The organism is Trinickia fusca, from assembly GCF_003628145.1.
GTDB lineage: Bacteria > Pseudomonadota > Gammaproteobacteria > Burkholderiales > Burkholderiaceae > Trinickia > Trinickia fusca.
In genome coordinates this window covers 555692-577265 of the sequence record NZ_RBZV01000002.1, presented here as the reverse complement: position 1 = coordinate 577265, position 21574 = coordinate 555692, and the positions used below count along the sequence as shown (strand labels likewise).

Sequence of the window (21574 nt, the reverse complement as noted above, 5' to 3'; positions counted from 1 at the left end):
TCCGGGTGCTGGGCGGCCTACTTCAGCGTTCTTCAGTCTCAATCAGAGAGGAGTGTGTATGAATCTTCGTCCTTTGCACGATCGCGTCATCGTGAAGCGTTTGGATCAGGAAACCAAGACCGCCTCGGGCATCGTGATCCCTGACGCCGCTGCCGAGAAGCCGGATCAAGGCGAAGTGCTCGCGATCGGGCCGGGCAAGCGCAACGACAAGGGCGACCAAATCGCGCTCGACGTGAAGGTCGGCGACCGCGTCCTGTTTGGCAAGTATGCTGGCCAGACCGTCAAGGTCGATGGCCAGGAACTGCTGGTGATGCGCGAAGAAGACATCATGGCGGTTGTCCAGAAGTAACTCTCTTCGGTTCGTATTCTTTAAAGATTTCAAGGAGTTAGAAGATGGCAGCTAAAGACGTCGTATTCGGCGATATCGCTCGCGCCAAGATGGTTGAAGGCGTCAACATCCTCGCCAACGCAGTGCGAGTGACGCTGGGCCCGAAGGGCCGTAACGTTGTGCTCGAGCGCAGCTTCGGCGGCCCGACCGTCACGAAGGACGGTGTCTCGGTCGCGAAGGAAATCGAGCTCGAAGACAAGCTCCAGAACATGGGCGCGCAAATGGTCAAGGAAGTGGCTTCCAAGACCAGCGACAACGCCGGCGACGGCACGACGACGGCAACGGTGCTCGCCCAGTCGATCGTTCGCGAAGGCATGAAGTACGTTGCATCGGGCATGAACCCGATGGACCTCAAGCGCGGCATCGACAAGGCCGTGCTCGCAGCCGTCGAAGAGCTGCGCAAGGTCAGCAAGCCCTGCACGACCAGCAAGGAAATCGCTCAAGTCGGCTCGATCTCGGCGAACAGCGACGAGTCGATCGGCCAACGCATCGCTGAAGCGATGGACAAGGTCGGCAAGGAAGGCGTGATCACGGTTGAAGACGGCAAGTCGCTGGCTGACGAGCTCGAAGTCGTCGAAGGCATGCAATTCGACCGCGGCTACCTGTCGCCGTACTTCATCAACAACCCCGACAAGCAAGTCGCGATCCTCGAAAACCCGTTCGTGCTGCTGCACGACAAGAAGGTTTCGAACATCCGTGATCTGCTGCCGGTGCTCGAACAAGTCGCGAAGGCGGGCCGTCCGCTCTTGATCATCGCTGAGGACGTCGAAGGCGAAGCGCTCGCGACCCTCGTCGTGAACAACATCCGCGGCATCCTGAAGACCGTTGCCGTCAAGGCGCCGGGCTTCGGCGACCGTCGCAAGGCGATGCTCGAAGACATCGCAATCCTCACGGGCGGTCAAGTGGTCGCCGAGGAAACGGGTCTGACGCTCGAGAAGGCAACGCTGGCCGAGCTGGGCCAAGCCAAGCGCATCGAAGTGGGTAAGGAAAACACGACGATCATCGATGGCGCTGGCGAAGCGAAGAACATCGAAGCGCGTGTGAAGCAAATCCGCACGCAAATCGAAGAAGCGACGTCGGACTACGACCGCGAAAAGCTGCAAGAACGCGTGGCGAAGCTCGCCGGCGGCGTGGCAGTGATCAAGGTCGGTGCTGCGACCGAAGTCGAAATGAAGGAAAAGAAGGCGCGTGTCGAAGACGCGCTGCACGCCACGCGCGCAGCCGTTGAAGAAGGCATCGTGCCGGGCGGTGGCGTTGCACTGATCCGTGCTCGCGCTGCGATCGCCAGCGTGAAGGGCGCAAACGCCGACCAAGACGCAGGTATCAAGATCGTCCTGCGTGCGATGGAAGAGCCGCTGCGTCAGATCGTCACGAACGGTGGCGAAGAAGCCAGCGTCGTGGTGGCGGCAGTTGCTGCTGGCAAGGGCAACTACGGCTACAACGCCGCGACGGGCGAGTACGGCGACCTCGTGGAAGCCGGCGTCGTCGACCCGACGAAGGTGACGCGCACCGCGCTGCAAAACGCCGCTTCGGTCGCGGGCCTGCTGCTCACGACGGACGCAGCGGTTGCCGAGCTGCCGAAGAAGGATGCTCCGATGCCTGGCGGTATGCCCGGCGGCATGGGCGGCATGGGCATGGACATGTAATTTCGGCTTTAAGCTGAAAGTGCATGAAGAGGGTGTGCCGGAAGGCGCGCCCTCTGAAAAAACCCGCAGCGATGCGGGTTTTTTTATTTGCGCGTCGCGGGTGATAACGCGGAGAGCAAAGCCCCGACGCGCCTACCCATCCGGTCGATGGTGCGAACCGGGAGGCTTCGGCAACATTTTCTGCTGAACCCTTCCAGGAGAGCGCTGATGCAACCCTTGTTCGCACAATTCCCCCTTTACTCCATCCCCTTGAATTCAGGGTCTTTTTTGTTTCAAAAAAGTTGTCATTTGACAACTTTTTCGTTCCCGTCTATCGTTGGCCTTCCGGTGCTCGCATGACTCGCCCGCCTCATCCGAAGAAAGAGGTCGAGCAGGCGCTCAGATATGCGGAACAGAACGGTTGGTCGGTGGAGGTGGGCGGGGCGCACGCCTGGGGAAAGATCTACTGCCCTTACAACAGCGACGAATGCCGTTGCGGTGAGTTCTGCATTGCAGGCGTATGGAGCACCCCACGCAATGCCGGCAATCACGCGCGAGCGTTGAAGCGAGTCGTCGATAACTGTGCCATGCACGGGCGATTCGCAATCGGTTGCAAGCCGGCACGAAGCAAGGAATAGCGATGGAATACACTTTTACCCTGAAGTACCAGCTTCCCGATCGCAGCTACGATCCCGATGCGCTGATGGAGTGCCTTGGAGAGGCCGGCTGCGACGATGCGCTAATCGGTGTGGGACAGGCGGGTCGTGTCGCGCTCGAGTTCACCCGCGAGGCTGAGTCGGCGCATGCGGCATTCATGAGTGCGCTTGCCGACGTCAAGCGCGCAATCGCACAAGCTCGCCTCATCGAAGCGGTGCCCGATTATGTGGGGCTCACCGATGCTGCGGACGCCGTGGGCGTCACGCGTCAAAACATGCGCAAGCTGATGATCGCGCATGCGCAGAGCTTTCCGGCACCGGTTCACGACGGGAGTACGGCCATCTGGCACCTTGCAGACATCCTGGCCTGGCTCGAGACGCGAGGCGCCTATGAGCTGCGCGCCGATCTGGTCGAAGTGGCGACGACCGCGATGCAGATCAATCTGGCCAAGGCGGTTCGCCGACTCGTCCCGAGCATGCGTCGGGAGGTGCGAGAGCTCGTGCTATAGGCGAAAGGAGCGATTGGATTGGGGGTCATTGTCGCCCGGGGCCGAACGAAATGCCGGTGGAACGCGCGCGGCGCTACTGCCGGGTCTGCTTGTGACGCGGCGCATCCGCGTTGGGTTGCCGGCGGGGGCTGTCACTGCCGTCATCGCGGGCCCAAAAGAACCGATCGGGAAGATAGGCGCCCATGCCAGGACGAAACGCGTGGCGCACGGCCTGATACAGATACTCTTGCGCTTCGCGCGATGCCTCCGCGGGCTCCTGCCCATTGGCCAGCAAAGCCGCGACGGCTGCGCCCAGGGTGTCGGTCATGCCCATCATGCGGTGGGCCGGGCGGTCCCACATATCCTGGCGCAGTTGTCCGTCCTCGCCGAACAGCGTATTGACGAGCCGATGCGAGCCCGTTTGAGTCGACAGAATGTACTCCGTGCCCTGCGAAAGCAGGTGCGCGATTGCGGCATCGAGGCTCGGTTGCTCGGCGTCGCCGTCAGGCTGGGCGAGCGCGACGAGCGTCGCATGATCGGCAACGAGCACGGTGGTTTGCGGCGCAAGCAAGTCGGCGATCGACTCGCGCAGCTCGTCGGCGGCGAGCACGTGTTCGTCATCGACGGTGAAATCGGGTGCGAGGATCAGCGGGATGTCGTCATAGTCGGACACGACTTCGGCGATCGCGCTTACGACTTCGGCGCGGGTCGCGGCCCCAACCTTGAACGCGGCGATCGGCATGTCTTCGAGCAGCATGCGCGCTTGCGTCGCGACGACATCGGGGTCGAGCCCGGTCACTTCGTCGCAGTTGGCCGAATCGCGCACCGTGTAGCCTGTCAGTACCGACACGCCGTGGCAACCCATGCTCGCAAGCGTGAGCAGATCGGCCTGAAGGCCAAAGCCGCCTGTCGGGTCGGAGAGCCCGAAGGTGAGAACAATCGGAGGGGCGGCACTATGCATGGGGAATTGATGCGAAAGGAGTGAGGCCGTTTCGGCCAGCGCGCACATTGCGCGGTAACGCTCAATTATGCGGCTTAATCCTGTTCCGTGGCATGCTACGCGCGCCGTCCCCTATACGGAGGCGGATTCCTAGCCAGTGCGGGCCTAAAACGGTACCATCATGGCTCTTTGATCAACGGCTTTCGACGCGGCAAAAGAATGGAATATAGAAGCTGGATGTGCCTCATTTGCGGGTGGATTTACGACGAAGAGGCCGGCTTGCCCGAGGAGGGCATAGCCCCGGGTACGCGCTGGGAGGATGTCCCGATCAACTGGACCTGCCCCGAGTGCGGCGCCCGTAAGGAAGACTTCGAGATGGTGCAGATCTGACGCCAGCGGGCGGCCAGCAGGTGCCGTTTCGCCAGCCTACGCCTTGCATGCCTATGACATCGCCGAACCCGCCAAGCTTCGACGCATTGCCGAATCCGCGTGGTGCCGCCGTCCGCGAGGCGGAAAGCGCGCTGGCCGATGCGCAGCGCGCTTTCGAGGCGCACATGACGATCTCGGGCCCGTTTCTGCGGGCCGCGCAAGCATTGCGTCAAGCCGGATGGCTGTCGGCGCAGCGCTTTGTCGATGCGCTGCTGCTCGCTTCGCCTTTTGCGACCGGCGATTTCGAGGCGCGATTCGGTGCCGCGCTCAGCGGTTTTCAGGCTGCGCTTGCGCGTCGCAATTTGCGTGAGCTCACGTGCTCGCCGACGCTCTTCGCGCACTATCAGGCATTGAACGCCCGAGTGGCGCAGCATACGAACGGCTTCATCGTTGCATACGACGATTTTGCCCTGGCCGGTCGACCGATGCCGGCCGCGACGATGCGCTCGCTGCCCGCAGCGAGTCTCGTGCCGGTGCGCGCCCGCTACGAAAGCGCGCTGCTCACGGTGCTTCGGGGCACGGACGGGATGGCCGATGCGCTCGACGAGCTCGACGTGTGCATGGCCGAGCTCGGCGGCCCCGACCCTTACGACGTCTGGCGCCTGGCAGCCGGCTGTGCACGTGCACTGCGCGCAACAGGGCGCGCCACGACGGGCGACGCCGAGGCCAAGCGCTTCTATGCGCGATGTAACCTCGTCCTTGCCGATCAGATGCGTGGGCTCACCCTCGCACCGCGCTCGTTCGTCCGCGCGGCGCTCGCGCTGCTCTGGCGCGACTATGCGCTGTTCGGCGCAGCGGCCGAAGACGCCGAGCAAGTGGAGCTGGTCAACGATTACGGCTTGACGGTGGCTTGGCATGTCGCCGGCACGCAGGCTTCGGAAGCCTTGTGGGAGGCGGATGCGGCCGCGGCGGAGCAGGCGGCAACCGGCGATGCCTCGGTCGTGCGGGAGCTCGGCGTGCTGTCGGTGAATGCTTACGCCTACGAGGATTTCCTCCAGACGGCCGACGCATCGATGGTTGCACTGGCGAGCCGCGACGGCGGGTCGGGCGGGGCAGCCGAAGCCGGCCCCGCAGCGGCCACGCAAGCTTGCGTGGCCGCGTATCGTGTCGGCGCGGCCGCCTGGGCGCTCGGGCTCGGCCATGTCGCCATGCTCGCCGACGCGCTGGGCCTGGCATGGCGTCGGCGCGCTCACGCGCTCGAGTCTGGTGCGACGGGGCCAGGCCCTGTCTGTACAGCCATCGATCAGGCTGCCGAAACGCTGCGCGCTATGCTGCTGCGCGTCGCGGCCGGCGTGGCGCCGCCTGATTCCACGCTCGCTCTGAGTGCGCTAACCCAGGCTATCGAGCGCGCTTGACGCGCGCTCGCCCCCGCCATTGCTTGATCGCTCGCGTCGACGCACAACGGATTCCGCCTAGGCTGTCGGTCGGCCCCGCACCTGGCCATTCGGCAGAGAGGCGACCGTGCCTGTGCGTGATAGAGTGCGGTAAAAGGCCCGGCGTCGCTGGGCACGAGCGGCCTGATCGGGCTCGATACCTTCGTCCAGTGGCGCTCGGCCCACAGTCGAGGCGGATATCCCGCACCGTCTTTGCTAAAATTCGAACTATGCCTAAGAGTAACGATCGCATCAATCTGACCAACCAGTTCCTGATCGCCATGCCGAACATGGCCGATCCGACTTTTTCTGGAACGGTCGTCTATCTTTGCGATCACACTGAGCGCGGTGCGCTGGGGCTCGTCATCAACCGGCCCACCGACATCGATCTCGAATCGCTTTTTAGCCGCATCGATCTGAAGCTCGAAATCGAGCCCCTTCTGCACGTCCCCGTCTACTTCGGTGGGCCGGTCCAAACCGAGCGCGGCTTCGTGCTGCACGAGCCGGTCGAGGGAAGCACGTATACCTCGTCGATGGTGGTCAAGGGCGGTCTCGAAATGACGACCTCCAAGGACGTGCTCGAGGCCGTGGCAAGCGGCAAGGGACCGCAGCGTTTCTTGTTGACCCTCGGCCACGCTGGCTGGGGTGCGGGCCAGCTCGAGGAAGAAATCTCCAAAAACGGTTGGTTGACTGTCGAAGCCGATCCGAAGATCGTTTTTGACGTGCCAGCCGAAGACCGTTTCGAGGCAGCGCTGGCGCTGCTTGGCGTATCGCCATCGATGCTCTCGGGCGACGCGGGTCACGCATGAGCAGACCGGTCGGGCGTGAGGCGACGCTGCTTGCGTTCGACTACGGTGAAAAACGCATCGGTGTCGCGATCGGCAATTCGCTGACGCGTCTGGCCCGCGCACTCGTCGTCGTTCCCAATCACAACCGCGAATACCGCTTCGAAGCCGTCGGCAAGCTGATCGGCGAATGGAAACCCGATGCGCTGGTCGTCGGCGTTCCGTGCCATCCCGACGGCTCGCCACACGAAATGACGCGGCTTGCTACGCGCTTCGGCAATCAGTTGAACGGGCGTTTCAATCTGCCCGTGAATTGGGTCGACGAGCGCTATACGTCAGTCGAAGCGGAGGTCGGTATCCGGCAAGGCAATGCGCAAGCCCAGATGCTCGATGCCGAAGCGGCCCGCATCATTCTTCAACAATATCTGGACGGACTTTCCGATGACTAGCATTGACGCCGAAGCGTTATACCGCGTCCTGCTCGGGCAGATTCGCGATGTCTACGGCGCATCGTTCGGGGCGTCCGACGGCCCGGTGCTCGCCGGCATACATAGCGGTGGTGCGTGGCTGGCCGAGCGCCTCGCGCGTGATCTCGGCGTCGAGCGCTTCGGCGTCGTCAATGTCGCGCTGCACCGCGACGACTACGCGAAGAAGGGGCTGCACAGCCAGGCGAGCCCGACCTCGCTGCCGTTCGACGTCGACAATCGGCGCATCGTGCTGGTCGACGACGTGCTGTACACCGGGCGGACAGTGCGAGCGGCCATCAACGAGCTGTACGACTACGGTCGACCTGCGGCGATCGACCTGGCCGTGCTGGCCGAGCGCGGCGGGCGGGAATTGCCGATCGCGGCACGATTCGTCGGCGGACATGTCGATCTCGATGCCGGCACGACGCTCGTGCTCGAGCGCGGCCCCGACATGCAATTGACGATTCGTACGGAGCCGCGCGCAAGCTAGCACGCTTGCTACGCACGACGAACACGAACGATAGCGCGCGAACGTCAGCGTTTTTGCCAGGGCAGCCATACCGGTGCCCGCAAACGCGGGACAGGGCGCGCGAGAGACGAAACCCACGTTGGATATCAGGCAGATCATGAACACCGTCACCCCGGGGCGTGCCGATAACGCAGACGCCGCCGCATCGGCCGAACGTTTTCGCTACGGCTTCCTCAAGGGCAACCCGCAGCTCACGAAGAACGGCGAGCTCAAACACTTGTTGTCGATCGAAGGCCTGCCGCGCGCGATCGTCACACACATTCTCGATACGGCCGAGCAATTCGTCAGCGTGACCGACCGTGAGGTGAAGAAGGTGCCGCTGCTGCGCGGAAAATCCGTGTTCAACCTCTTTTTCGAGAACTCGACGCGCACGCGCACGACGTTCGAGATCGCGGCAACGCGTCTGTCGGCCGACGTGCTGAACCTGAACATCAACGCGTCGTCGACGAGCAAGGGCGAATCGCTGCTCGACACGATCAACAACTTGTCGGCGATGCATGCCGATATGTTCGTCGTGCGTCATGCGTCGAGCGGTGCGCCGTATCTGATCGCCGAGCACTGCGCGCCGCACGTGCACGTGATCAACGCCGGCGACGGGCGGCATGCGCACCCGACGCAAGGGCTGCTCGACATGTACACGATTCGCCATTACAAGCGCGACTTCACGAACCTGCGCGTGGCCATCGTCGGCGACATCCTGCATTCGCGCGTCGCGCGCTCGGACATCCATGCACTCACGACGCTCGGCGTACCCGAAGTGCGTGCGATTGGTCCACGCACGCTGTTGCCTGGCGGCCTCGAGCAGATGGGCGTGCGTGTGTTCCACGATCTCGACGAAGGCCTCAAGGATGTCGACGTCATCATCATGCTTCGTTTGCAGAACGAACGAATGAGCGGCGCGCTGCTGCCGTCGGCGCAGGAGTACTTCAAGAGCTGGGGGCTGACGCCGGAGCGCCTGGCGCGTGCCAAGCCCGATGCGATCGTGATGCACCCCGGCCCGATGAATCGCGGTGTCGAGATCGACTCGCAGGTGGCCGATGGCCCGCAATCGGTGATCCTCAATCAAGTGACGTTCGGTATCGCGGTGCGCATGGCCGTGATGAGCATCGTCGCGGGCAACAACGAGTGAGCCGCGCGAGACCATCGACGAACGAAATCGCGACGCAAGACAACAAAGGCAGCGCATGAAGATTCATATTCAAGGTGGCACGCTGATCGATCCGGCGGCGGGCACCGAGCAACAGGCAGACGTATTCATTGCGGGCGGGAAGATTGCGGCCATCGGCGCCGCCCCGGCCGACTTTCAGGCCGACAAGACGATCGATGCGAAGGGGCTTCATTTGACCCCGGGTTTCGTCGATCTGTCGGCCCGGCTGCGTGAGCCCGGCTACGAGCACAAGGCGACGCTCGAGTCGGAGACGGCAGCCGCGCTCGCGGGTGGCGTGACGAGCCTCGTTTGTCCGCCCGATACCGATCCGATTCTCGACGAGCCCGGCCTTGTCGAGATGCTGAAGTTTCGCGCGGGCAAGTTGAACCGCGTGCATGTGCATCCGCTCGGCGCGTTGACGGTGGGCCTCAAAGGCGAGGTCATCACCGAAATGGTCGCGCTGACCGAAGCGGGCTGCATCGGCTTTTCGCAGGCCGACTCGCCGATCGGCGATACACGCGTGCTGTTGCGCGCGCTGCAATATGCGAGCACCTACGGCTTTACGGCCTGGCTGCGGCCGCAGGACACCTGTCTCGCGAAGGGGGGCGTCGCGGCGAGCGGCCCTCTGGCGTCGCGGCTCGGTCTGTCGGGCGTACCCGTTGCCGCCGAAACCATCGCGCTGCATACGATTTTCGAGTTGATGCGTGTGACGGGCGCGCGCGTGCACCTGTCGCAACTTTCCTCCGCGGCCGGCGTGGCGCTCGTGCGCGCGGCAAAGGCGGAAGGGCTGCCGGTGACGTGTGATGTGGCGGTCAATCACGTGCATCTGATCGACCTCGACATCGGCTATTTCGATGCGCAGTTCCGGCTTGATCCGCCGCTGCGCTCGCAGCGCGATCGCGAGGCGATTCGCGCGGGTCTCGCCGATGGCACCATCGACGCGATCTGCTCCGACCACACGCCGGTCGACGACGACGAAAAGCTGCTGCCGTTCGCCGAGGCGACGCCCGGTGCCACGGGGCTCGAACTGCTGTTGTCGCTCACGGTGAAGTGGGCCGAGGAAGCGGGCGTGCCACTCGCGAAAGCGTTGAGCCGCATCACGGTATCGCCCGCGAACGTGCTGAAGCTGCCGGCGGGTCGGATCGAAGCCGGTGCGGCGGCGGACCTGTGCGTATTCGATGCGGCGGCGCATTGGCGCGTCGAGCCGCGCGTGCTCAGAAGCCAAGGGCACAACACGCCGTTCCTGGGCTACGAATTGCCGGCACGCGTGCGTACGACGATCGTGGCCGGACGCGTGGCGTTCGAGCAAGCGTAACGCGACGATACGATACAACGGAGCAACGGACAGATCGCGATGAGAACTACGCTAGCGAAGCTGCGGCTCGGATTGCACCTGCTTCACGGTTTGTGGATCGTCGCGATCCACTTCCCGCGCATGTCGCAAGCGCGGCAGCGTGACATGACGCGCACCTGGTCGCTCAAGTTGCTGAGGCTCGCCGGCGTGCGCCTCGTCGTTCACCACGACGAGACGCGGCTCGAGCATGGCGCGCTCGTCGTCGGCAATCACATCTCGTGGATCGACATCTACGTGATCAATGCCTGGCGGCCGACGCCGTTCGTCTCGAAGGCTGAGGTGCGGCATTGGCCGATCGTTGGCTGGCTCGCGACTCGGCTCGGCACTGTATTCATCGAACGCGAAAAGCGTCGCGACGCCAAGCGCACGATGCACGAAATGGCCGAACGTTTGGCTGCCGGCGAAACGATGTGCGTGTTCCCCGAAGGCACTACGTCGGACGGCCTCGCGCTGCTGCCGTTTCATGCGAATCTGTTCCAGTCGGCCGTTTCGGCCGGTTGCCACGTGCAGCCCATCTGCCTGCTGTACGAGGACGCGCAAGGCCGTCAGACGACGGCGCCCGCTTATATCGGCGATACGTCGCTCGCCGAGTCTCTCGATACGCTCCTGCGCAGTGGCCCCGTGACGGCGCATTTGTATGTTGGGGCACCGATTGAGCCCGCAGCGGACCGTCGCTCACTGTCGGCGCAAGCACATGAAGCGGTGGCGGCAAGCCTGGCGCTGATGCAGTCGCGCGTGAGTCCGGCGCTTGAACGGCCCAATGCCGTTGCAGGTGTGATCGAGGCCGGCGAATCGCAGCAGGCCGACGATCGCGATGGCGATGGGGCCATCGAAGGCAGCTTGAGGCCGCGTCACTGAGTGGCGTGAGCGTCAGGCGGTGCCGATGCTAGTTCCCGACGCGCCGCCGTGTTCATTCGGCGAGCGCGCCGCATCCGTCGCATTCGACTTGCATGACAACGCGATCGGACGGATTCTGATCGAGCCGTACGGCCGACAGACGCTGCCCCCACACACAGCCCGAATCGAGCGCGATCAGTCGTTCGCGCAGCATCAGGCCCAGAGCGGCCCAATGGCCGAACACGAGGGTGACGTCCGACGTACGGCGCGCGGGCGCCTCGAACCACGGCACGTGGCCTGGCGGCGCCGATTGCGGACCGCCGTTCGACGCGAACTCCATCGAGCCGTCCGGCGTGCAAAACCGAATGCGCGTGAAGGCGTTGAAGGCGACGCGCAGACGGTCGGCCCGCTTCAAATCGGGCGTCCAATGGCGTGGATCGTTGCCGTACAGATCGGTCAAGGCTTCTCTCCACCTCGGTCCGCGCAGTGCGCGCTGCAACTCGTCGGCCAACTCTAGCGCAAGCGTGACATCCCACTGCGGCAACACGCCCGCATGAACCATCAACATACCGTTCTCGAAATGCGCAAACGGGCGATGGCGCAGCCATTCAAGCAGTTCGGCCGCATCGGGTGCAGCCAGCACATCGGCGAGCGTGTCGCCGCCCTTCAGGCGTCGGATGCCGGCCGAGACCGCTAGCAGGTGCAGGTCGTGGTTGCCAAGCACGACCTGCGCGCGCGAGCCCAGCGCGGCTACGTCGCGCAGCGTGGCAAGCGAATCGGGGCCTCGATTGATGAGATCGCCCGCGAACCACAACGGCACCGTATCGTGCGAGGGCAGTTGCGAGAGTAGGCGTCGAAACGGCGTGTGGCAGCCTTGGAGGTCGCCGAAGGCGAAGGGACTGGTAGAGGGGGGGGCAGTCATTGGGAAGGGGGCGGCTCCATGAGCGCGGCTGATGCGCATTCGTCAAGTCAAGCTCGGACCCGGCAAACGTCTCGGTGATACGACATTTCTTATGCCGTTATCCACGTCCGGTGAACGTTAGAGGATTTTGGTCGTCGGGCCTTTATAATTGCCATCGGTCAAGACGGCGGAGAGGGGGCGTGCGGCCCCTTGTATTCTGCGTTTGCTGCGTCCATCGGATAGATGCAGTGGAAATGGCCAAGGCCACCGCTTGGGTGTGCGTCGCGCACGCGCACATACTACTACCCAAGCGCGGACATCCGAATTTTTCAGAAGGAAATCTCCATGATCCTGGTTACAGGCGGTGCTGGTTTCATCGGCGCCAATTTCGTGCTTGACTGGTTGCGGCACTCGGACGAGGCTGTTCTCAACGTCGACAAGCTGACCTACGCGGGCAATCTCGGCACGCTCAAGTCGCTGCAGGGCAACCCCAAGCACGTGTTTGCCAGGGTCGATATCTGTGACGATGCAGCGCTCGCGAAGCTTTTTGCGGAATACAAACCGCGCGCCGTGCTGCATTTCGCTGCGGAGAGCCATGTAGATCGTTCGATTCACGGTCCGGCAGATTTCGTGCGAACCAACGTCGTTGGTACGTTTGCGTTGCTCGAGGCGACACGCCACTATTGGACTGGGCTGAGCGATGCCGACAAGGCGGCGTTCCGCTTCCTTCACGTGTCCACGGACGAAGTGTTCGGTTCGCTGTCCTCAACGGACCCGCAATTTTCCGAAACGACGCCCTATGCGCCCAATAGCCCGTATTCCGCGACGAAGGCGGGGTCGGATCATTTGGTGCGTGCGTATCACCATACGTACGGCTTGCCGACGCTGACGACGAATTGCTCGAACAACTACGGTCCCTATCAGTTCCCGGAAAAGCTTATTCCGCTGATGATTGCCAACGCGTTGGCAGGCAAGCCGCTGCCCGTCTATGGCGACGGCCAGAACGTGCGGGATTGGCTCTATGTGGGCGACCATTGCGCCGCGATTCGCGAGGTGCTGGCACGTGGCAAGCCGGGCGAAACCTACAACGTAGGCGGCTGGAACGAGAAGAAGAACATCGAGGTTGTCCATACGCTTTGCGATCTGCTCGATCAAGCGCGCCCGAAAGCGGCCGGCTCCTATCGTGATCAGATGACCTTCGTGAAGGACCGTCCGGGACATGATCGCCGTTATGCGATCGATGCGCGCAAGCTTGAGCGGGAGCTTGGATGGAAGCCCGCGGAAACGTTCGAAACAGGCTTGGCAAAGACGGTGCAGTGGTACCTGGACAACCAGGAATGGGTTGACGAGGTCGCTTCCGGCGAATACCGGAAGTGGGTCGAGACGAATTACGCGCAGCGCGCGTAAAGGCTGAAGTCATGGCACGCAAGGGCATTATTCTCGCCGGTGGATCTGGCACGCGGCTTTACCCGATTACGCACGTCGTCTCCAAGCAACTACTGCCGGTGTACGACAAACCGATGATCTACTATCCGCTGTCGACGCTGATGGTGGCCGGCATTCGGGATGTACTCATCATCTCGACACCGCAAGACACACCGCGCTTTGAAGCGATGCTTGGGGACGGCAGCCAATGGGGGATGAATATTCAATATGCGGTGCAGCCCTCGCCGGACGGTCTCGCGCAGGCATTTATCATCGGCAAGGAGTTCATCGGCAACGATCCGTCGACGCTGATTCTCGGTGACAACATCTTTTACGGACATGATCTGGCGAAGCAGCTGGAGCGGGCCGCAAGGAAAGACGCCGGGGCGACTGTGTTTGCCTATCACGTGCACGATCCCGAGCGCTACGGCGTTGTCGAGTTTGACAAGCAATTCCGTGCGCTGTCGATCGAGGAGAAGCCCAAGTCGCCGCGCTCGAACTACGCGGTGACAGGCCTTTATTTCTACGACAACCGCGTGTGCGACATTGCGGCGGACATCAAGCCTTCCGCTCGCGGGGAGCTCGAGATTACCGATGTCAACTCGCGCTACCTTGCCGATGGTTCGCTCGATGTGGAAATCATGGGCCGTGGCTACGCGTGGCTCGACACCGGCACGCATGATTCGTTGATCGAAGCCGCTACCTTCATCGCGACGTTGCAGAAGCGGCAAGGGCTCGTCGTAGCCTGCCCCGAGGAGATCGCATTCCGCCGTGGCTGGATCAGCGCGGAACAGGTGAGCAAGCTCGCCGAGCCGCTCGCAAAGAACGCCTATGGGCAGTATCTGAAGAACCTTCTTATGGATCAAGTGGCATGGCCATCCAAGTAACCGCTACCGCCTTGCCCGAGGTGAAACTCATCGAACCGCAAGTATTCGGCGATGCGCGAGGTTTCTTCCTTGAAAGCTTCAATGCTCGCGAGTTTGCCGAGAAGGTCCAGGCCGGCGTCGAGTTCGTTCAAGACAACCATTCGCGCTCGCGGAAGGGCGTGCTGCGCGGGCTGCACTATCAGATCGAGCACGCGCAGGGTAAGCTCGTGCGCGTCGTGGACGGCGAGGTTTTCGACGTTGCTGTCGATATCCGAAGAAGTTCACCGACTTTCGGGAAGTGGGAAGGCGTCATTCTTTCGGCCGAAAATCAGCGGCAACTATGGATCCCCCCGGGGTTCGCACATGGCTTCCTCGTTTTGTCGGAGACGGCTGATTTCCTATACAAAACGACGGACTACTGGTTTTCGGAGCATGAGCGAAGTGTTCTCTGGAACGACCCGGCAATCGGTATCGAATGGCCTATTGATTTCGAGCCGACATTGGCAGCCAAGGACAAGGCTGCCTTGCGTCTCTCGGAATGCGAGACTTACGCGTGAAATCAGCGGCAGGCATGCCGCGCTAATCATGGACTCCTGATCATTTTCTTATGCCCAATCCTCTGGAACGTACCATTCTGGTAACAGGAACCACTGGTCAAGTCGGGTTCGAATTGCTGCGCAGTTTGCAGGGGCTTGGGCGGGTAGTTGCGGCGGATCGGCGTACGCTCGACCTGGCCGATTTCGATCAGGTTCGACGGGTCGTGCGGGACGTCAAGCCGCAACTGATTATCAATCCTGCAGCCTATACGGCGGTTGATCGAGCCGAATCAGATGCCGATGCCGCGATGCGCATCAACGGCGAGGCACCAGGCATACTTGCCGAAGAGGCAAAGCGTGTTGGCGCGGTACTCTTCCACTATTCGACCGATTATGTTTTCGACGGGAGCAAGGAAGGCTTCTATCTAGAGGATGATTCGACGAGCCCGCTGAGCGTGTATGGTGCGAGCAAGCTGGCAGGCGAGCGTGCAATCGCACAGGTTGGCGCAATGCACATGGTATTCCGTACAAGTTGGGTGTATGCGGCACGTGGCCAGAACTTCCTGCGTACGATGTTGCGACTTGCCGAACAGCGGCCGGAATTGCAAATTGTTGCGGACCAGATCGGTGCGCCTACCTGGTCGAATACGCTGGCGACGATGACCGCCCATGTTGCGGCATTGGGGCTCCTGAGGTATGCAAACGACAACCAATGGTGGGCGGAGAAATCGGGCATTTATCACCTGACCACATCCGGCCATACCTCCTGGGCGGGATTTGCCGAAGCGATCTTTGAACTGGCAACGCTTGCCGTGCGCCCCAAAGTCAACCCGATCGGTACCGAGCAATATCCTACGCCAGCAAGGCGGCCGAAAAATTCCCGGCTTTCGAATGAAAAATTCTTGGCGACGTTCGGCATTGCGCCGCCGGACTGGCGCGAAGCCCTTGCCCTTTGCTTGACGGCGTCGTAGCCGGGATTGGCGTGCGGAAATGCAGCCTGCTCGCGCGCTGGAAAGAATGAGTGGTTGTTGGTGCTCCGAGTGCTCTGACCGGTCGACCTGGCCGGTATTCGAATGATGCGATTTGAAAAGACTCCATTGAAGAAAACCCCATCCTGGTTGTATTTCGCTTTCAGTTTTCTCGTGCTCCTCATAATCGGTTTGTTCATGAGGGACGGATGGCCTTTGCCCAGGCTTATGGCCTCGGTTGATCATCTTGTAGATGGATTGGTTGGTTGGAACGATCCGCGCTCATTCGGGACGGCCGCAAAGGATATTGCGGCTCATGGGCAGCTTTCTGGTGATAACGCTTGGATCTTTCATCTTTGGCCGCCCGGCTTTATTTTTTTGGAAGCCGGCATCCTGAAAGTATTTGGCGCGGATGTGCCGATTATCTTTGTCTTGGAATTTTTTTGTTGCGCCTTTCTCGGCGTCATGTTGCTGCTGCAGCGAGATTTTTTGAGGCCGCTAATCGGGCGTGTGGCATCCGAGGTGGCGCCATTTATATTATTTCTATTTCCGGTTGCACGTATTTTTTTAGTCGAGCCGGCAGGTGTAATTTTAGGTGAGGCGTTTTCGGTTGCGAGCTTCTTGTCTGGGGTATTGCTTGTGCTGCGGGCTATTCAAGCCGAGCGGCTCGCATGGGCTGTCCTAGCAGGTCTTTTTCTTGCCGTGGCAGCCTATTTCCGCTCACAGTACGAATCACTGATGTTGGCTGCAACGGCCGTGGCAGTGCCCTTGGTTTTATGGCAAGCCGTCAAAATCGTGCGCGGTGCCGCACAAACCAAGCATCAAGCCACAGTCATTGTCAGGTCACTGTTGGTTGCGCTTATGGTGGCACACGTCCTGATGCTACCGTGGCGTATTCGCAACTACCATGACAGAGGAGGGATGGGCTGGGTTCAGACGATGGATATCGTGATCCAGAATGCTCTGAGCTCGAACGAGATTTTGCTTGCCGGTGACGGGGAGTTTGTAATTGCCGGGGGAGGGAATTTGGCGTGCCGCCTGGAGCCCGGTTATTGTGGAAAAACCGAGAAATCTTTGTTTTTCAAGGCCTTCCTTCATCATATGCCTGAATGGTACGGCATCAAGCTTTCCTTGGTCCCGGACTATTGGATGGCATCGCCGCGAAATATGTCCTTGATTCGATACCCCGCGTCATTGGTGGAGCGCATCGTAAACTTGGTCCTAATGGCATGTGTTGTCATGATAGTGCCACTGCTGGGGGCAACGAGAAAGCATCCTGTCTGGCCCATCTTGCTTTGGGCGAATTTATCTTTCTTCGGTGGATTTTTTGTCATCTTCTCGTTGGTTCAGTTCGAGGTGCGCTACTTCTATCTGATTAAGATATACGGTCTTGTCATGTGCATCATGCTCGCATCAATTGCATGGAGCCAGTTCTCGTTGCGCAAACGCCTCGCGGGTGCGGTGAGCGTTGGCGAGGAGTGTTACTCCGAAAGCGAGCGGAGTTCCCGGACCTGATGGGTTCCCTGATATAGGGGGCCACGTTCATGTGCGTGGCCCCATCGTCGACGCTCAGGCCACCGATGCAAAGAACGCTGGCGAACGATCGCTTGCGGACAAGGTAGGCTTTCGAATGGAGTCGAATGGGGTGGCATTGCCTGACGTGACGGCATATATTTCACCGCTCTTGGCGATGGAATGGGTCAATCAGAATTTTCGTCAGTTTTGAAATTTACGCGTTCCAGCTCAACCACCAATGGAAGGCGGCGCACGCGGGTATAGATCGCCGCGACGTATTCGCCAAGCAGGCCCATGAACAGCATTTGGATGGATGCGAAAAAAAACATGCCGATCATGATTGGTGCGATGCCAAGTTGAAATCGATTCCAGAACAAAAGCTTGGCAATCAGCGCAATAAAAGCCAATGCCATGCTGAGGATGGACATCGCGAATCCACCTAGAGCCATCAATCGGAGAGGAACCTTGGAGTGATTCGTGATGCCAAGCATCGCGATATCGTAAAGGGTATAGAAGTTATTCTTCGTGATGCCGCGCTTGCGCTTGGGTTGCTTGAAGGGAACCGTGGCGATCGGATAGCCGATTTCGCAGACAAGACCGCGGAAGTACGGGTAGGGGTCGTCGACTTGACGAAGAATGTTAACGACGGCCCGGTCGAAGAGCCCAGCCCCCGTCGCGTTCTTCACCAGGGGCACGTCGGAAATGCGTGCGACGAGTCTGTAATAAACTTTGCGGACGAGAAACATCGCAGCTGATTCCTCGCTTTCCGGTTTGGTGGCAAGCACGGTTTTGTAGCCTGATTCCCATTGCTTGATGAACTCTGGAATCATTTCAGGCGGGTCTTGCAGATCCGATGCGATTAGAATGCACGCGTCGCCTGTCGATTGAAGAATCCCGTGAAACGGCGACCGTATGTGCCCAAAGTTTCTTGCATTGACTATCAACTTGACGCGATGATCTGCGGCCGCGAGCTTCTTGACGAGCTCCACCGTGCGGTCAGTCGAGTGATTGTCAATGAAGATATGTTCGTAGCGATAGGGGAGCGTGGCCATCGTCGCTGCGATGCGAGCTGCCAGCTCCTCCACGTTGTCTTCCTCGTTGTAGCACGGGGTTACGATGCTGATTAGCTTAGTCATGTTTGAACACGAATTTTTTATTGAGGAAAAAGGACAACGCTGCCATCGGCAATAGCAGTGCAGCGCCACTCATATAGGTGTTCACTCCGATCATCAGCATTGCTTTCATCAACGAAAGATTTGTCGCATAAACGATGCAATAAGCGCCAACAAATCGAAAGATGAGCTTGTTCGAGTGTGACCGAAAGACCAGTTTGCCTGTCGTCTTGAAGTTGAACAGCACTCCAATAACGGTCGCAACAAGCAGTGCGAACGTGTAATGCAAGCCGCATGCGAGAAATGCCGCAAAACATCCGTAGCCGAACAGCGAGTTGAGCAGTCCGACAAGCAGGAAGCGCAGAAACTGCGAGGAAACAAGTCGCTGGCGCATTGATCCTTGTGCGGCCGGTAGTTCGCTAGCCACAGGTGACACCTTTTTCAACCAGACGCGCGCGCAGCGATTCGACGTCGATGCGATGTTCTTTCAGCAGATATTGATAAGTTCCGCAGTACTGGGAGAAGCGGCTGTCCACACCCAATCGGATCACGCGACACCGGCCATCCATCATCTCGCCGACAATTTCCGCGACGAGACCGCCTAAGCCAGCTATCGAAGAATGCTCTTCCAGAACGATCAGCGTATTCACTGAGCGTGCGATCGTCTCCACCTGCGTGTAATTGATGGGCGCGATTGACGGCGCGCTCCAGACACCTGCGCCGGGAATCGTCTCGGACAGCGCTAAAGCCGTTCGAGCCATCGATCCCGTGGCGACAATCGCAGCACTGCCTGGACGCCCGGCGCGCAACGGAAGGAGATCTCCGATCGGTGCGGTGATGGGTTTGTCATGTACGTTGCCGAGATCCGCCTTGCCCATTCGCACATACACAGGCCGTGTACTTTGCAATGCGTGAGCCATTGCAAATGCCATTTCGTAGGCGTCGGCTGGTGAGAGAATGTCGATGTGCGGCAAAGCGCGCAGCGCAGCGATGTCCTCAAGCGATTGATGGCTGCCGCCCAAGCTGCTATATACGACACCGGCGCCATCGCCGATGAACACAACCGGCAGTTGCTCGTAGCAGACGTCTAGCTTGATCTGTTCGAGCACGCGCACAGGCACGAACGCGCTCAAGCCGTACACGATGGGTTTGAAGCCCGCTTTCGCCAGACCGGCCGCGACGCCGACCATGTTTTGCTCGGCAACGCCGGCGTTGATGAATTGAGCCGGCGCAGCACGGCGAAAATCGTCGAATAGCGCATATCCGTGATCTCCCGTTAGCAGGAGAACCCGCGGATCCGATTTGGCCGCCGCGACAATTGCGTGTGAAAACGTTGCTCGCATTATCGTTCTTCCAGTTCTACCATCGCCTGAGCGAACGTATCGGCGCTCAATCGCGTGTAATGCCAGGCATTTTCATTTTCCATGAAGGACACGCCTTTCCCTTTGACGGTCCGTGCGACGATTGCCTTCGGACGATCGTTTCGGCTTGCATTGAGCGCCCGGACCGCGTCGTCGAGTGCTTGCTCATCGTGTCCATCCACCGTGCGCGATTCGAACCCGAACGACTCCAGTTTGCGGGCGAGATCGCCGAGCCCAAGCACCTCATCGGTTCGCCCCATGGCTTGAAATCCATTCTCGTCGATGATGAGCGTGAGATTGTCGAGCTTTTGATGGCGAGCAAAGAGCAGCGCCTCCCACATGGTCCCTTCATTCATTTCGCCGTCGCCGGCGATCACGTAGCAACGCTGATCCGTGTTCCGCAACTTGGCCGCCATGGCGAGGCCGACGCCGACCGACAGTCCGTGACCTAGCGAGCCCGACGTGACTTCGCATCCGGGAACGTGCGCATCCGAGAGGCCTTTGAGTCGCGTGCCGTCGCCAAAGTAGCGGTCCAACTCGTCGTCGGCGATCCAGCCCAATTCGTGGAGACACGCATATTGCGCCATTACGCCGTGTCCCTTGCTCAACACCAGATAGTCGCGATCCTGGGCCCGTGGATCGAAGCCTGGATAGCGCAGATGGTTGCGGTACAGGACGGCGCAGATTTCGATGATTGAAAATGCACACCCGACGTGTACTGTCGAGCCGGCATAAGCCATCCTGAGGACGGCTTTGCGCAGAGAAGTGGGTGTAAATCGAAGCATCAGAGGGCCTGTTCTTCACGAAACCAGGAAATTGTTCTGGCTAATGCGGTGTCCAGCGATGTGTACAGCTGGAGGCCGAGGTCGCTGCGGATTTTTTGGGTGTCCGGCACGTAACGTTCCGCAGGCTCATCGTCCGATCCGGTGCTCGAGCTGGCCAAGCAATTGACGGGCATGCCGCTTCCGAAGCGCTCCGAGACGCGGCTTGCCAGTTCTCCTATCGTTATTGGCTGATCCGAGCCGACGTTGTAGGCTCCAAATGCCTCGCCCTTCGCGAGCAGCGTGAGCAGCCAGACCGCCATATCGGCGCAATAGATGTACGAGCGTACCGTGCGCCTGTCCCCCGTGACCGTGATGGGTCTGCCAGCCAGCGCATCGCTGATGAAAGTGCTCGCCGCGAATCTCGCGTCAAGGGGAAGATATGGGCCGACTAACGCGAACAGCCGCGCTATCACCGGCTCGATGCCATGTCGCCGGGCAAGGCTACGGACCAGCCATTCCGATACGCGCTTGCCGTGTCCATAAGCCGCTCGGGGATCGTCGATGCTCGGCGCCCCGCAGTAATTCTCGGCCATGCCCGGCATGTCGGTGGGCTGGCGTCCATACACCGCGCCCGAACTGACATACAGGAAGCGTTGAGCGCCGGCGCGAGAGGCCAAGTCCAGCACCTGACTCGTGCCGTTGACGATCGCATCGAACGCTACATAGGGGTCGCTGCTAGGAGATACGACATCGGTGGCGGCATGAACGACCAGGTCGTACTGTCCACCCATCGACGCGAGATCGTTCATGTCGCCCTGTATTAGGCGAATCGATGGATCGTTTGCCAAACGCGGCGCTTTCAAGGTGAACGCATCGGGGCGCCGCGTCAGCACATCGATGTGTACGCCTAGCTCGAACTTATGGTTCGCCCAGACGAGCGCCTCGAGCAACCAGCAGCCGACAAACCCCGTGCCGCCGGTGATGAACAGCCGGCGGCCGCGCAGGCGTTCCCATACGTCCTCGGACGTTGTTTGTGCAATGAACTGCAAATCTTCGTGCAAGATTCGTCGCACTTGGGAAGGGGGGGCATTGATGAGCGCAGTCATCG

General features: G+C 60.6%; 24 protein-coding genes. 17 read left to right on the top strand and 7 right to left on the bottom strand.

Annotated features, from left to right (window positions below; all coding sequences use genetic code 11):
- Window positions 1-58 precede the first annotated feature (58 nt).
- The 4 genes from groES to D7S89_RS07335 all read left to right on the top strand — a co-directional run bounded on the left by groES (window position 59) and on the right by D7S89_RS07335 (window position 3178).
- The gene (groES, locus tag D7S89_RS07350; RefSeq protein WP_085223724.1) at window positions 59-349 is read left to right on the top strand and encodes a co-chaperone GroES; all 291 of its coding nucleotides are present in this window, start codon (window positions 59-61) and stop codon (window positions 347-349) included.
- 44 nt (window positions 350-393) lie between these two features.
- Window positions 394-2034: a chaperonin GroEL gene (gene groL, locus D7S89_RS07345; RefSeq protein WP_121276968.1), complete on the top strand. Its 1641-nt coding sequence runs from the start codon at window positions 394-396 to the stop codon at window positions 2032-2034.
- Between the two features lie 335 nt (window positions 2035-2369).
- The gene (locus D7S89_RS27735; protein ID WP_121276967.1) at window positions 2370-2651 is read left to right on the top strand and encodes a hypothetical protein; all 282 of its coding nucleotides are present in this window, start codon (window positions 2370-2372) and stop codon (window positions 2649-2651) included.
- Window positions 2652-2653: 2 nt separating this feature from the next.
- Window positions 2654-3178 carry a helix-turn-helix transcriptional regulator gene (locus D7S89_RS07335; RefSeq protein ID WP_121276966.1) on the top strand — a complete coding sequence of 175 codons (525 nt, stop codon included), beginning with the start codon at window positions 2654-2656 and terminating at the stop codon, window positions 3176-3178.
- Between the two features lie 73 nt (window positions 3179-3251).
- Here the strand turns inward: D7S89_RS07335 and D7S89_RS07330 are convergent, their stop codons facing one another.
- Window positions 3252-4118 (bottom strand): hydroxymethylpyrimidine/phosphomethylpyrimidine kinase, encoded by an 867-nt coding sequence (locus D7S89_RS07330; protein ID WP_121277343.1) that lies wholly within the window; start codon window positions 4116-4118, stop codon window positions 3252-3254.
- Window positions 4119-4316: 198 nt separating this feature from the next.
- Between D7S89_RS07330 and D7S89_RS07325 the strand changes: the two genes are divergently transcribed.
- The 8 genes from D7S89_RS07325 to D7S89_RS07290 all read left to right on the top strand — a co-directional run bounded on the left by D7S89_RS07325 (window position 4317) and on the right by D7S89_RS07290 (window position 11039).
- Window positions 4317-4487, top strand: coding sequence for a rubredoxin (locus D7S89_RS07325; protein WP_025527884.1), 171 nt, complete (start codon window positions 4317-4319; stop codon window positions 4485-4487).
- Between the two features lie 47 nt (window positions 4488-4534).
- Window positions 4535-5881 (top strand): hypothetical protein, encoded by a 1347-nt coding sequence (locus D7S89_RS07320; protein WP_121276965.1) that lies wholly within the window; start codon window positions 4535-4537, stop codon window positions 5879-5881.
- Between the two features lie 248 nt (window positions 5882-6129).
- Window positions 6130-6708, top strand: a complete 579-nt coding sequence (locus D7S89_RS07315; protein WP_121276964.1) for a YqgE/AlgH family protein — start codon at window positions 6130-6132, stop codon at window positions 6706-6708.
- Window positions 6705-7133 carry a Holliday junction resolvase RuvX gene (gene ruvX, locus D7S89_RS07310; RefSeq protein WP_121276963.1) on the top strand — a complete coding sequence of 143 codons (429 nt, stop codon included), beginning with the start codon at window positions 6705-6707 and terminating at the stop codon, window positions 7131-7133. The genes D7S89_RS07315 and ruvX overlap by 4 nt, the downstream gene beginning before the upstream one ends.
- Window positions 7126-7641: a bifunctional pyr operon transcriptional regulator/uracil phosphoribosyltransferase PyrR gene (gene pyrR / locus D7S89_RS07305; protein WP_121276962.1), complete on the top strand. Its 516-nt coding sequence runs from the start codon at window positions 7126-7128 to the stop codon at window positions 7639-7641. The genes ruvX and pyrR overlap by 8 nt, the downstream gene beginning before the upstream one ends.
- Window positions 7642-7777: 136 nt before the next feature.
- Window positions 7778-8809 (top strand): aspartate carbamoyltransferase catalytic subunit, encoded by a 1032-nt coding sequence (locus D7S89_RS07300; protein ID WP_121277342.1) that lies wholly within the window; start codon window positions 7778-7780, stop codon window positions 8807-8809.
- Window positions 8810-8864: 55 nt separating this feature from the next.
- The gene (locus D7S89_RS07295) at window positions 8865-10142 is read left to right on the top strand and encodes a dihydroorotase (RefSeq protein ID WP_121276961.1); all 1278 of its coding nucleotides are present in this window, start codon (window positions 8865-8867) and stop codon (window positions 10140-10142) included.
- 39 nt (window positions 10143-10181) lie between these two features.
- Complete coding sequence (locus D7S89_RS07290; protein ID WP_121276960.1) at window positions 10182-11039, top strand: lysophospholipid acyltransferase family protein; 858 nt, start codon at window positions 10182-10184, stop codon at window positions 11037-11039.
- Window positions 11040-11091: 52 nt separating this feature from the next.
- Here D7S89_RS07290 and D7S89_RS07285 read toward each other — a convergent pair whose 3' ends face one another.
- The gene (locus tag D7S89_RS07285; RefSeq protein WP_121276959.1) at window positions 11092-11940 is read right to left on the bottom strand and encodes a symmetrical bis(5'-nucleosyl)-tetraphosphatase; all 849 of its coding nucleotides are present in this window, start codon (window positions 11938-11940) and stop codon (window positions 11092-11094) included.
- 324 nt (window positions 11941-12264) lie between these two features.
- Between D7S89_RS07285 and rfbB the strand changes: the two genes are divergently transcribed.
- The 5 genes from rfbB (at window position 12265) to D7S89_RS07260 (ending at window position 17229) form a co-directional block, all read left to right on the top strand.
- On the top strand, window positions 12265-13326 hold the full coding sequence (rfbB, locus tag D7S89_RS07280; RefSeq protein WP_121276958.1) for a dTDP-glucose 4,6-dehydratase: 1062 nt from the start codon (window positions 12265-12267) through the stop codon (window positions 13324-13326).
- 11 nt (window positions 13327-13337) lie between these two features.
- Window positions 13338-14231, top strand: a complete 894-nt coding sequence (gene rfbA / locus D7S89_RS07275; RefSeq protein ID WP_121276957.1) for a glucose-1-phosphate thymidylyltransferase RfbA — start codon at window positions 13338-13340, stop codon at window positions 14229-14231.
- Window positions 14216-14767 carry a dTDP-4-dehydrorhamnose 3,5-epimerase gene (rfbC, locus tag D7S89_RS07270; RefSeq protein WP_121276956.1) on the top strand — a complete coding sequence of 184 codons (552 nt, stop codon included), beginning with the start codon at window positions 14216-14218 and terminating at the stop codon, window positions 14765-14767. Before rfbA ends, rfbC begins: the two co-directional genes overlap by 16 nt.
- Before the next feature lie 50 nt (window positions 14768-14817).
- Entirely contained in the window at window positions 14818-15717 is a 900-nt protein-coding gene (gene rfbD / locus D7S89_RS07265; protein ID WP_121276955.1) for a dTDP-4-dehydrorhamnose reductase, read from the top strand.
- A 102-nt stretch (window positions 15718-15819) separates the two neighbouring features.
- On the top strand, window positions 15820-17229 hold the full coding sequence (locus D7S89_RS07260; RefSeq protein ID WP_121276954.1) for a hypothetical protein: 1410 nt from the start codon (window positions 15820-15822) through the stop codon (window positions 17227-17229).
- A gap of 185 nt (window positions 17230-17414) precedes the next feature.
- Here D7S89_RS07260 and D7S89_RS07255 read toward each other — a convergent pair whose 3' ends face one another.
- The 5 genes from D7S89_RS07255 to D7S89_RS07235 are packed head-to-tail and all read right to left on the bottom strand — an operon-like array spanning window position 17415 to window position 21572.
- The gene (locus tag D7S89_RS07255) at window positions 17415-18365 is read right to left on the bottom strand and encodes a glycosyltransferase family 2 protein (RefSeq protein WP_121276953.1); all 951 of its coding nucleotides are present in this window, start codon (window positions 18363-18365) and stop codon (window positions 17415-17417) included.
- Complete coding sequence (locus tag D7S89_RS07250; protein WP_220702125.1) at window positions 18358-18768, bottom strand: GtrA family protein; 411 nt, start codon at window positions 18766-18768, stop codon at window positions 18358-18360. The genes D7S89_RS07255 and D7S89_RS07250 overlap by 8 nt, the downstream gene beginning before the upstream one ends.
- Window positions 18761-19684: a transketolase family protein gene (locus D7S89_RS07245; protein ID WP_121276951.1), complete on the bottom strand. Its 924-nt coding sequence runs from the start codon at window positions 19682-19684 to the stop codon at window positions 18761-18763. Before D7S89_RS07245 ends, D7S89_RS07250 begins: the two co-directional genes overlap by 8 nt.
- Window positions 19684-20487: a transketolase gene (locus D7S89_RS07240; RefSeq protein WP_121276950.1), complete on the bottom strand. Its 804-nt coding sequence runs from the start codon at window positions 20485-20487 to the stop codon at window positions 19684-19686. Before D7S89_RS07240 ends, D7S89_RS07245 begins: the two co-directional genes overlap by 1 nt.
- On the bottom strand, window positions 20487-21572 hold the full coding sequence (locus tag D7S89_RS07235; protein WP_121276949.1) for an NAD-dependent epimerase/dehydratase family protein: 1086 nt from the start codon (window positions 21570-21572) through the stop codon (window positions 20487-20489). The genes D7S89_RS07240 and D7S89_RS07235 overlap by 1 nt, the downstream gene beginning before the upstream one ends.
- Window positions 21573-21574 lie beyond the last annotated feature (2 nt).

Bases quoted from the DNA above. Each gene is read 5' to 3' on its own strand.
- D7S89_RS07240 (WP_121276950.1), bottom strand. From the start codon at position 20,487: ATGCTTCGATTTACACCCACTTCTCTGCGCAAAGCCGTCCTCAGGATG.
- D7S89_RS07330 (WP_121277343.1), bottom strand. From the start codon at position 4,118: ATGCATAGTGCCGCCCCTCCGATTGTTCTCACCTTCGGGCTCTCCGAC.
- groL (WP_121276968.1), top strand. From the start codon at position 394: ATGGCAGCTAAAGACGTCGTATTCGGCGATATCGCTCGCGCCAAGATG.
- D7S89_RS07285 (WP_121276959.1), bottom strand. From the start codon at position 11,940: ATGACTGCCCCCCCCTCTACCAGTCCCTTCGCCTTCGGCGACCTCCAA.
- D7S89_RS07235 (WP_121276949.1), bottom strand. From the start codon at position 21,572: ATGACTGCGCTCATCAATGCCCCCCCTTCCCAAGTGCGACGAATCTTG.
- groES (WP_085223724.1), top strand. From the start codon at position 59: ATGAATCTTCGTCCTTTGCACGATCGCGTCATCGTGAAGCGTTTGGAT.
- D7S89_RS07300 (WP_121277342.1), top strand. From the start codon at position 7,778: ATGAACACCGTCACCCCGGGGCGTGCCGATAACGCAGACGCCGCCGCA.
- D7S89_RS07255 (WP_121276953.1), bottom strand. From the start codon at position 18,365: ATGACTAAGCTAATCAGCATCGTAACCCCGTGCTACAACGAGGAAGAC.
- D7S89_RS07295 (WP_121276961.1), top strand. From the start codon at position 8,865: ATGAAGATTCATATTCAAGGTGGCACGCTGATCGATCCGGCGGCGGGC.
- rfbB (WP_121276958.1), top strand. From the start codon at position 12,265: ATGATCCTGGTTACAGGCGGTGCTGGTTTCATCGGCGCCAATTTCGTG.
- D7S89_RS07315 (WP_121276964.1), top strand. From the start codon at position 6,130: ATGCCTAAGAGTAACGATCGCATCAATCTGACCAACCAGTTCCTGATC.
- ruvX (WP_121276963.1), top strand. From the start codon at position 6,705: ATGAGCAGACCGGTCGGGCGTGAGGCGACGCTGCTTGCGTTCGACTAC.
- rfbD (WP_121276955.1), top strand. From the start codon at position 14,818: ATGCCCAATCCTCTGGAACGTACCATTCTGGTAACAGGAACCACTGGT.
- D7S89_RS07245 (WP_121276951.1), bottom strand. From the start codon at position 19,684: ATGCGAGCAACGTTTTCACACGCAATTGTCGCGGCGGCCAAATCGGAT.
- D7S89_RS27735 (WP_121276967.1), top strand. From the start codon at position 2,370: ATGACTCGCCCGCCTCATCCGAAGAAAGAGGTCGAGCAGGCGCTCAGA.
- D7S89_RS07290 (WP_121276960.1), top strand. From the start codon at position 10,182: ATGAGAACTACGCTAGCGAAGCTGCGGCTCGGATTGCACCTGCTTCAC.
- D7S89_RS07260 (WP_121276954.1), top strand. From the start codon at position 15,820: ATGATGCGATTTGAAAAGACTCCATTGAAGAAAACCCCATCCTGGTTG.
- D7S89_RS07335 (WP_121276966.1), top strand. From the start codon at position 2,654: ATGGAATACACTTTTACCCTGAAGTACCAGCTTCCCGATCGCAGCTAC.
- rfbA (WP_121276957.1), top strand. From the start codon at position 13,338: ATGGCACGCAAGGGCATTATTCTCGCCGGTGGATCTGGCACGCGGCTT.
- pyrR (WP_121276962.1), top strand. From the start codon at position 7,126: ATGACTAGCATTGACGCCGAAGCGTTATACCGCGTCCTGCTCGGGCAG.
- D7S89_RS07320 (WP_121276965.1), top strand. From the start codon at position 4,535: ATGCCTATGACATCGCCGAACCCGCCAAGCTTCGACGCATTGCCGAAT.
- D7S89_RS07325 (WP_025527884.1), top strand. From the start codon at position 4,317: ATGGAATATAGAAGCTGGATGTGCCTCATTTGCGGGTGGATTTACGAC.
- rfbC (WP_121276956.1), top strand. From the start codon at position 14,216: ATGGCCATCCAAGTAACCGCTACCGCCTTGCCCGAGGTGAAACTCATC.